We start from the raw sequence: 9,226 nt of genomic DNA, 5'->3' as shown, positions 1-9,226 counted from the left end.
GGGTTGCCGTGCCCGAAAAGTTGATAAGAGAACTGGAGGGATTGCCCAGGAACCAGCTGGTGGAGAAAAGTCTGCAAATCTCCGTAGCCCTTCTCAAGAGGATGAAACCCCTGTGCCAGGGGGTCCACTTCATACCGGCGGGGTGGGAGATATATGTGCCCGGAATTGTCCAGGAAATAGTCGGTGAAAGGATGCCAAAGTCCTAGCACTGGACGGGCAAACTTTTAAGGGCTGTCCTGCACTAAATAGACAGGCCGGAAACCCTTGGCTTTCTGGGGCATATAATAACAATTTGTTCACAGGGGAATCCCTCAATTTACAGAACATCGATATTCCCCGGTAAGAACTTTCTGCTTGCCTTCCCTTTTCCTTTCTGTTATTTTCCTCTGGACACGCCGCAGTAATTTTTTCAAAAATCTTGGCCCTCTTGGCGCTCGGGGGTCATCTCATTTTCTTCTAAAGGAGGAACCTATGAAGACACCACTGTGGAAGCCATCCGAGCAACAGATCAAGAACGCGAACATCACCCGCTTCATCGAATATGTAAACAAGAAGCAGGGGAAGCGGATGAACAGCTATTTTGATCTCTACCAGTGGTCCATCGACCAAATTCCCGATTTCTGGGCGCGCATGTGGGAGTTTATGGATATCAAGGCCTCCCGGGGGTACACCCAAGTCGTGGATGACCTACGTAAGTATCCGGGAGCCAATTGGTTCCCCGGAGCAAGATTAAATTTTGCCGAGAACCTCTTGCGGTATCGAGACGACCGGCTGGCTTTTATTTTCAAAGGGGAAATGCAGAAATACGCCCGGATGACCTACCGGGAACTCTATACCACCGTGGCCCGCCTGGCTAAATCGTTGCGGGAAATCGGGGTGAAGCCGGGTGACCGGGTGGCGGCCTACATGCCCAACTTGATGGAGACGGCCATCGCCATGCTGGCAGCCACCAGTGTCGGGGCGACGTGGTCCTCCTGTGCCACGGATATCGGATCTCAGGCGGCCCTGGACCGACTCGGGCAAATTGAGCCGAAGGTTTTATTTACCGTCAACGGCTATTATTATAAGGGCAAGACCTTCAGCTCTGTGGGAAACGCCGCGGAAATCGCCAAAGGAATCCCTTCCCTGAAAAAAGTCGTGGTCGTTTCTTACACCGATGACCAACCCGACCTGAGCCATATTCCCAATGCCGTCCGGTACGAAGATTTCTTGTCCAAGGAAAAAGAACCCCCCCTGGAATTTGAGCAGCTGCCTTCCGACCATCCCGTATATATCATGTTCTCCTCGGGGACTACTGGCAAGCCAAAGTGTATGGTCCAGGGGGCCGCAGGCGTCTTGATGGAACACTTGAAAGAACTCATCCTCCACACCGATTTGAAGCGGGAGGACCGGATCCTGTACATCACCACCTGCAGCTGGATGATGTGGAACTGGTTAATTAGCTCTCTGGGGGCTGGCGCCACAATCATCTTATACGATGGCAACCCCAATCATCCCGACCCCGGGAATATGTGGAAATTAACCCAGGATGAAAAAATTACCATCTTCGGCACCAGCGCCAGTTACATTAATTTCCTCCGCAGCCAGGGGCTGAAACCGGGGAAAGATTATGATTTATCATCGCTGAGAGCAATATCGCAGACCGGCTCGCCTCTTTCTGCCGAAGGGTTCGAATACGTTTATCAGGATATCAAAAAAGACCTCCATTTTAATTCCATCTCCGGGGGCACGGACATTAATGGATCTTTTGCGGGCGGCAACATCATCAGCCCGGTTTACGCCGGGGAGCTGCAAGGGCCGACCCTGGCGATGAAAGTGAAAGCTTACGACGAAAAGGGAAAGCCGATTTATGATAAAGAGGGAGAGCTCGTCTGCGAGGCTCCGGCGCCCTCCATGCCCCTTTACTTCTGGAATGATCCGAAGGGGGAAAAGTATAAAAGTGCCTATTTTGAATTTTACCCCAACGTGTGGCGGCATGGCGATTACATCGTGATGCACAAAGACACTGGGGGGTTAACATTTTATGGCCGGTCGGATGCCGTCTTGAAACCTTCCGGGGTACGCATCGGCACCGCCGAAATTTATAACCAGGTGGAGAAATTAGGGGAGATCGCCGATAGCCTGGCCATTGGGCAGGATTGGCAGGGGGATCAGCGCATCCTTCTCTTTGTGAAAATGGCTCCCGGATACACCCTGACCGAAGAATTAAAAAATAAGATCCGCAAGACCCTGCGGGAAAAGGCTTCCCCCAGGCATGTCCCCGCCATCATCATGGAAATGCCCGATGCTCCTTATACTCTGAATATGAAAAAAGTGGAAAGTGCGGTTACCAACATTATCCACGGAAGGCCGGTTCTGAACCGGGATGCCCTGACGAATCCAGAGGTACTGGATTATTTTGAAAAAATTCTCCCGGAACTGCAAAAATAAAAAAAGAGGATGGCCAGTATAGAGGAATTCTCTAAAGCAGTAAAAAAAAAATAAAGGAGGGTATCGCTATGTTACGAAAACTTGCTTCTTTTTTCACCTTCATTATGAGACATTATCTTCCCGATGCTTACCTTTTTGCCATTCTTCTCACCTTTCTTTCAGGAATTCTGGCGCTGATCTTTACTGATGCCGGTTATGTGAAACTCATCAGAACATGGGGGGATGGAGTTTATGGGATTGTAGCCTTTGCCATGCAGATGATTTTAATCCTCATTACCGGACATGCTCTGGCGCTCACACCCCCCATTAACAGGGTTTTGGTCTGGATCGCCGGAGCAGGAAAAACTCCGATCAAGGCCGGAATGATAGTGGCCTTGGTGGCCGGAATTTGCAGCTGGATCAACTGGGGCTTTGGGTTGATTGTGGGAGGCCTGTTAGCCTTGGAGATAGCCAAAAGGACTGCGAAAGTGGATTATGCCTACCTCGTCGGGGCAGCGTACAGTGGTTTCGTTTGCTGGCATATGGGGCTTTCAGGTTCCATTCCCCTGGTCATTGCTACCCCCAAGCATGCCCAGAATTTTGTGGAGAAGATAACCGGTGCGGCTGTGCCGGTCAGCCAGAGTATCTTTCCAGCATTCAATCTTTTGCCGGCCCTGCTCCTCATCTTCACGGTCCCCCTTCTTTTTGCTTTAATCCACCCTAAAAAGGAAGAGACCATATGCTTACCGGATGATAAGATAGATGAATTAACGAAAGTTGTTCCTCGGGTGGCAAGGCCTGAAAATCCCACCCTTGCTGAACGGATTGACCACAGTTACACCATCAATATAATTTTTGGGATCATGGGGTTATCCTACCTTATCTGGCATTTCTCAACAAAGGGGTTCGACCTTAACTTGAATATCGTGATTTTCATCTTTTTCATCATCGGGGTCATTCTCCATGGGAAGCCGGTCAATTATATAAAAGCCATAGAAATTGCCATCAAAGGAGCCGGTGGAATTGCCCTGCAATTCCCCCTTTACGGAGGCATACAAGGGATCATGATTGGTACTGGACTGGCGAAAGTCATCGCTGGCTGGTTTGTGGCCATCTCCACTCACCAGACATTTTATATGTTTCAGTTCTGGGCAGCAGGGATCATCAATATGTTTATTCCCTCTGGTGGAGGACAATGGGCTGCTCAAGGCCCCATCACTATGGAGGCAGCAAAGATGATGGGTGTAGATGCCGTCCGGTCAGCTATGATGGTCGCCTGGGGGGATCAGTGGACGAATATGATTCAGCCATTCTGGGCATTACCCCTTCTTGGCCTCTGCGGCCTCTCTGCCAGAAATATCATGGGGTATACGACGATGACCCTCATATGGAGTGGTATCGTCTTAAGCATCTTTGCCTTGTTAATCGGCTACCGGATTTTTTAGCAAGGTTAACCGGTTCCGGCCTCCTCTCCGTTTTGTGATGTAGTCATTGCAGGAGAAAAGAGAAAGACGGATTCAATGATTATGGAGGAGAATCCCCCTGATTCGCCCGGCCTCTCGCTAAATGGGGTCGGGCGTTGTTTTTGTCGGCCCTTCCTCCTCCTTCACCATCCTTCCTTGGCAGAAGGGAAGTGAGGACTCTGGTGACTTTCTTTTCCCGCCGATGCTTTCTCCATCATCACCCTCCCGCCCGGTTAATGGGTGAACATTCGTAACCTTAAAAGGTGAAGGGTAGCAAGCTGATTTAAAGTATTGTTTTCGGGAAATGAATATGTTAGAAAAAACATTCATTCCCCGCAAGCAGTTGGGAAAATTGAAGGAAATAAAATTTTAGGAGGTTGCCATGTTCTATGAGGTAAAAGTTCCAGAAGCAAAACCGGGCGAGAAACAAATTTCTGCTCTGGTAGTCCTGAATCCGTCCGAATCCAGGCGACTTCTGGCTAAGGCCACGGTGGCCCTTCCCGAGGTGCAGAATGCCTGGAAAAGCGGGATGATCATTATTGGGCGGGGCATCACTAACGCCTACGTCACCGAAGAGCTCTTCGGGATTTCCTTGGAGCCCAAGGCAGGACAGACCATGGGCCTGATTAGCAAAGGGTTCACTAACTCCCATGCAGGACTGCCTCCCTCCACCTGGCATGTGATCAAGAAAGGAAAGGTGGTGGAAGGAGCGGACTCGAACGTTGAAATTCTAAATTTCGGGCCGGAAGATGTCTTTATCAAGGGGGGCAATGCCATCGACAATCAGGGAAATGCCGGGGTGTACGCTTCCGGTTTGAAAGGGGGTACCATCGGCATGTGCTGGCCGATTGTTACGGCCCGGGGCGCTCATCTGATTCGGCCGGTGGGGCTCGAAAAGCTCGTCCCTTCTGTCCTGGAAGCTTCGATGCATTCGGGGATTTACCACTTCAAATATAGCATGGGCCTGCCGGGGAGGATTATCCCGGTAACTTCGAGCAAGGTAGTCACGGAAATCCAGGCTTTCGCCCTCCTGGCTGGTGTTCGAGCCTATCATATTGCTTCCGGAGGGGTGGGCGGCTCCGAAGGGGCCATCGTTCTCAGTTTGGAAGGAGATGAAGAGAAAGTAAAGAAGGCTTTTGATTTGGCTAAATCTGTAAAAGGGGAACCGGCGGTGACTTTGCCCGATAAATACAAAGTAAGTTCGCCGGCTGATTACCAGTACGAGGCCCTGGCTCAACTCGGTACCTTAGGGGGACTATAGAAAAGAGGATGTAAGGCGCAAGGCGTAAGGCGATAGGTAATAGGTCATGACCAAATGATTAAATCACCAGAGCCTCTTGCAAAAGTATTTTTTGTGGTTCGACAAGCTCACCACGAACGGAAAAACTAAATAATTTCAACCTAAGCCCGTTCACCCTGAGCCTGTCGAAGGGTAAATTACGGACTTTTGCAAGAAGCTCACCAACTAAAGCAATGTCCAATACGCTTAAGTATTTTTTCGAACCCAGAAGTGTGGCTATCATTGGTGCATCAAAAACCCCGGGAAAGGCCGGGAATGAGATCCTGAAAAATATAGTTGCCAATGGATTTGCCGGTAAGGTTTTTCCCATCAACCCGAGTGAAGAGGATATCCTGGGCTTCAGGACCTTCCGTTCGGTGAAAGACATTCCCGAACCGGTGGACCTGGCGGTCTTCATTGTGCCGGCGGAAAAGACTCTGGAGCCGCTCCAGGAGTGTGCCGAGAAAAAAGTGCCGGCGGTAGTCATTGCCTCTGGGGGGTATGCCGAAGTGGGCCATCAGGGAGCCCGACTGCAGGAAGAGATTCTTGCGGTGGCCAAAGCCGCAGGGATGAGAATTATCGGGCCCAATACCAGCGGCCTGACCAGCACTCCCGCATCCCTTACCACGACTTTTTTCCCTCTGGGAAAAATCCGTAGGGGGCCGATCAGCTACATTGCCCAGACCGGTAATTTTGCCACTCATACCATGAAATGGATCCTGACCGGGGAAAATTTTGGCGTGGCTCGGGTGGCTGGGTTGGGCAATAAGATCGACGTGGAAGACGCCGAAGTCCTGGAATACCTGGGACAGGACCCGGAGACGAAAGCCGTTTTGATGTATGTCGAAGGGTTCCGGAAAGCTCGCCGTTTTTTCGAAGTGGCCCGGGAGGTCACCAGAAAAAAACCGGTGGTCATTCTCAAAGGAGGGCGGACAAAGGCCGGGGCCGAAAGGGCTTTTTCTCACACCGCTTCCCTGGCCGGGGATGATGCGCTTTGGGATGCAGCCTTCAGACAAGCGGGAATCGCCCGGGTACGAAGATACTTTGATCTGATCAACGTGGCCAAGGGGATTGCCTTTCAACCCTTGCCCCCGGGGAGGCGCATTTCTTCGCTGGCTCCCTCAGGGGCCCTGGGCGTGGTCGTGGCCGACGCCTGTGAATCCGTGCGTTTGAAGATGGCCTGCCACTCGGAAAAGACGCTCAAGAAGCTTCGGGAGATAAGCGCTTCTTGGGTAACCATATCCAACCCGGTGGACATGTCGGCCATCACTCCGATTGCCGGCCGGGTGGAAGGGTACAGAGCAGTTGTGGAAACCCTTCTGCAGGACGAGGGTGTGGACGCGGTTGTCCCGATTCTGCTTGCTTCTCCGGACGTTCCGGCGGAAAAATACAATTTCCTGCCGGAGCTTTCCTCCCGCTATCCCGACAAGCCGATTTACGTGAGCTTCACGGGAGACAAGCAACGTTATGAACAGGCCAAAGCTTTCTTAGAGCAGCGTTCCATCCCTGTCTTTGTTCCGCTGGAAGATGTATTCGAGACCCTGGAAGTTTTATGCCGCTGCCGGGAGGTGTTGAATAGAGGGTGATCAATCATTTCTGGACGCAGATTCACCCTGTTAGATGTTTACTATCTAACAGGGTAAACGCATATTTTCAGGATTTTTAGGCCAAGAAGTTAGAATACAGAACTCAGGAAACAGGAATCAGAATTATAACCGAACAAAGTTTCCTAAAGAATTCTCTTTTTTACTGCGAGGATCTGTGAAAGTCTTCGTCCCAGATAGTTCAAGCGAGAAAAGGCAGGGGTGTTCCTTTCCGGTAAACCAGAGCCTGGCAAGAGGTGATCAGGTGCCCTTGCTCGTCGAACACCTTGATGTCGTAATTGGCGGTCTTGGCAGTATGGCTAAATTCTTTGGCCTCGGCAGTGAGCTTGCTTCCCGGAGCAGGGGAGGACACGTAAGTAATATTCATATTCAAGGCCACGGCCATGGTGCCATGAGAGTTGGAGGCGGTCTCAAAAGCTTCGTCGATAAGGGCAAATAAAGCTCCACCATGGGCCAGGCCAAAAATGTTTTCCATGTCCGGGGTGAAAGTCATCTCCACCCTGGAATATCCTTCATCCAGGGCGGTAAGTTTCAGCCCGAACTTCTGGGCAAAAGGCTCTCTTTCTACCTGTCTGAAAATTGCTTCTTTCACTCTCCCGTCCATGACAACTCCGTTCTAACATTTTTTAGCCACGCTCTTTTTGTTTTCCGGATCAGTGGCGAAGGGGTGGGAAATTCTTTCCAAGGCTCGTTGAGCCAGTTCGGCGGAATATTGGGTCCACTCTCGTTCCTTCATTGCGGGGGAAGGAAGCCGGATCTCGAAGCGGCAAGTCTCGGCACCTTTGGGCATGATTTGGGTGAACCGGGCATCGGCAGCGATTTCCGTACTCTCCTGAAAAGCCTCAAGAAGGCCCTGGACAATGTACCGCTGAACCCGGCAGTCAAAAGGCTTGTAGTGGTCCTGATGGGGGCACCAGAGTACGTCACAGGTGCATTCCTCATCGCTTACCACTCTGGGGACTTCCGGCGAAGCCCAGACTTCCTCATTCACATAGGTCACGAATGCAGAGACGACCTCGATCGGCCGCATTCCCGGGGGGAATTCACGGTCTTTAAGAACTTCCCGGCCAATCTCCCTTCCCAGGTCGGTAAGGATTCTGGTCATGACTTCCTGGCCTTCCGCCCCAAAGCGCTTTTCCACACCTTCCATCATCCGCACCACAGCCAAAGCCATCATCTGCCCCCATTTGAATAGCCGGGCAGGATCATAATCGTCACGGTGTAGAGCCTTCTCCCGCAACCTGCGGGTTGCAAGGGCGAAATGGCGAGAAAGCTTGACTCCGGAGCGCTCCCATCGCAGATCATCCATCTGGCTTTTTTTCATAGGCTTCTCCTTTTTTATAAAAAGGGTTCGAGGAGTTGAGGGTTCAAGGATTAATGGATTAACGTATTTTTTCTTGCAAAACTTTGATAGAGAAAGAATAAAGAATAATCTTAGAACCAATTATAGACAAACTTATTTCCCCGCGATAGTCCTAATTTCGTTTTTCTTCTTTTCATGATTCCTTTTTTAGGGTAAATTAATACAAACGCATTTAATTTCTTGACATTCTGCCTCCTCACTCTGCCCCTCTCCCCCGCTGGGGGAGAGGGATGGGGTGAGGGGGAACATAAAAATTTTTGAAGGGAGTGGCGCTAAGATGAAGGGCAGAATGAGAAATTATGTAATCTGGTACATGGTATCTGCGATGTTTGTAATCGGTATTACCCCTCGGGTTTACGCAGGCCTTTCGCCATCGGAGGCGATGACCGTTGCCCAGTTTGATCGGACCGCGGACCTGCAAAAGATCCAAAAAGTTTTGGAATTGAAGATGATCAGCGAAAGGCTCCGGCAATTGGGGTTTACCGAGGAAGGAATCCAGCAAAGATTGAACCAGCTCAGCAATGAGCAGATTCATCGATTGGCCTTAAAGCTGGATGAACTGAAGGTGGGCGGCAACGGGGCAGAAGTGATCATCTCGGTTTTGGTCATTGCTATCTTGGTGGTCATTTTGATCTATCTTTTAGGGCATCAGCTTGTTATTAAAAAAGGTTGATCCCATCGGCATAATTACCTCTGCCGGGATTTCCGCCCAAAGGGGGGCCTTTTATATGGGCAAGAAAAAGCGGAAGGCACTCCGTTGTTTTAGAAAGGGAATGATCGGGACTACATCCTTAACTTGATTGTATAGGAAATTCCTTTTTGGACACAGATGTACACAGATTATCAGGATAAACTAAAAAGAAAATAATTATCTGCGTTTATCTGCGAAAATCTGTGTCCCAATAAATTTTAAAAATCAGGATTTGATCCGGCGGATAATGTCAAGTTTCGTATCGATTTCTTCCTCTTGGAAATCAGATCCCCGCCCTATACCCCTAATGCGGAGTTTCTGATCTAACGGGGCGGGGGATGCAGCGCAACGCCGCAGATGGACTTTTTACGAAGCCATCAAAATTCATTATGGGCACAACCGGGGCTCAAGAGCCTG

The 9,226-nt window shown here is 50.3% G+C and carries 8 protein-coding genes; 6 read left to right on the top strand and 2 right to left on the bottom strand.

All coding sequences use genetic code 11. From position 1 onward, the window contains the following. From Q7V48_00820 to Q7V48_00800, 5 genes are all read left to right on the top strand, one after another. On the top strand, nucleotides 1-206 hold a 206-nt coding region (locus Q7V48_00820; protein MDO9209283.1), incomplete at its 5' end, for a hypothetical protein. 265 nt (nucleotides 207-471) lie between these two features. Beyond that, entirely contained in the window at nucleotides 472-2,430 is a 1,959-nt protein-coding gene (locus Q7V48_00815; GenBank protein MDO9209282.1) for an acetoacetate--CoA ligase, read from the top strand. A 68-nt stretch (nucleotides 2,431-2,498) separates the two neighbouring features. Next, nucleotides 2,499-3,854 (top strand): TIGR00366 family protein, encoded by a 1,356-nt coding sequence (locus Q7V48_00810; GenBank protein ID MDO9209281.1) that lies wholly within the window; start codon nucleotides 2,499-2,501, stop codon nucleotides 3,852-3,854. A gap of 400 nt (nucleotides 3,855-4,254) precedes the next feature. Next, nucleotides 4,255-5,133: a hypothetical protein gene (locus Q7V48_00805; GenBank protein MDO9209280.1), complete on the top strand. Its 879-nt coding sequence runs from the start codon at nucleotides 4,255-4,257 to the stop codon at nucleotides 5,131-5,133. A gap of 251 nt (nucleotides 5,134-5,384) precedes the next feature. Beyond that, nucleotides 5,385-6,737: a CoA-binding protein gene (locus Q7V48_00800; protein MDO9209279.1), complete on the top strand. Its 1,353-nt coding sequence runs from the start codon at nucleotides 5,385-5,387 to the stop codon at nucleotides 6,735-6,737. Nucleotides 6,738-6,936: 199 nt separating this feature from the next. Here Q7V48_00800 and Q7V48_00795 read toward each other — a convergent pair whose 3' ends face one another. Further along, nucleotides 6,937-7,359 carry a PaaI family thioesterase gene (locus Q7V48_00795; protein ID MDO9209278.1) on the bottom strand — a complete coding sequence of 141 codons (423 nt, stop codon included), beginning with the start codon at nucleotides 7,357-7,359 and terminating at the stop codon, nucleotides 6,937-6,939. A gap of 12 nt (nucleotides 7,360-7,371) precedes the next feature. Continuing rightward, nucleotides 7,372-8,079 (bottom strand): hypothetical protein, encoded by a 708-nt coding sequence (locus tag Q7V48_00790; GenBank protein ID MDO9209277.1) that lies wholly within the window; start codon nucleotides 8,077-8,079, stop codon nucleotides 7,372-7,374. A gap of 328 nt (nucleotides 8,080-8,407) precedes the next feature. On the opposite strand from Q7V48_00790, the gene Q7V48_00785 reads away from it, so the two are divergent. Continuing rightward, nucleotides 8,408-8,791, top strand: coding sequence for a PA2779 family protein (locus tag Q7V48_00785; GenBank protein ID MDO9209276.1), 384 nt, complete (start codon nucleotides 8,408-8,410; stop codon nucleotides 8,789-8,791). Nucleotides 8,792-9,226 lie beyond the last annotated feature (435 nt).

Source organism: Deltaproteobacteria bacterium, assembly GCA_030654105.1.
Taxonomy (GTDB): domain Bacteria; phylum Desulfobacterota; class SM23-61; order SM23-61; family SM23-61; genus JAHJQK01.
Note: the sequence above shows the minus strand (reverse complement) of the source record. Positions and strands in the feature narration are given on the sequence as shown.

What these genes read in the sequence shown, in the direction of transcription:
- Q7V48_00815 (MDO9209282.1), top strand. Translation starts at nt 472, where the DNA reads ATGAAGACACCACTGTGGAAGCCATCCGAGCAACAGATCAAGAACGCG.
- Q7V48_00810 (MDO9209281.1), top strand. Translation starts at nt 2,499, where the DNA reads ATGTTACGAAAACTTGCTTCTTTTTTCACCTTCATTATGAGACATTAT.
- Q7V48_00805 (MDO9209280.1), top strand. Translation starts at nt 4,255, where the DNA reads ATGTTCTATGAGGTAAAAGTTCCAGAAGCAAAACCGGGCGAGAAACAA.
- Q7V48_00795 (MDO9209278.1), bottom strand. Translation starts at nt 7,359, where the DNA reads ATGGACGGGAGAGTGAAAGAAGCAATTTTCAGACAGGTAGAAAGAGAG.
- Q7V48_00790 (MDO9209277.1), bottom strand. Translation starts at nt 8,079, where the DNA reads ATGAAAAAAAGCCAGATGGATGATCTGCGATGGGAGCGCTCCGGAGTC.
- Q7V48_00785 (MDO9209276.1), top strand. Translation starts at nt 8,408, where the DNA reads ATGAGAAATTATGTAATCTGGTACATGGTATCTGCGATGTTTGTAATC.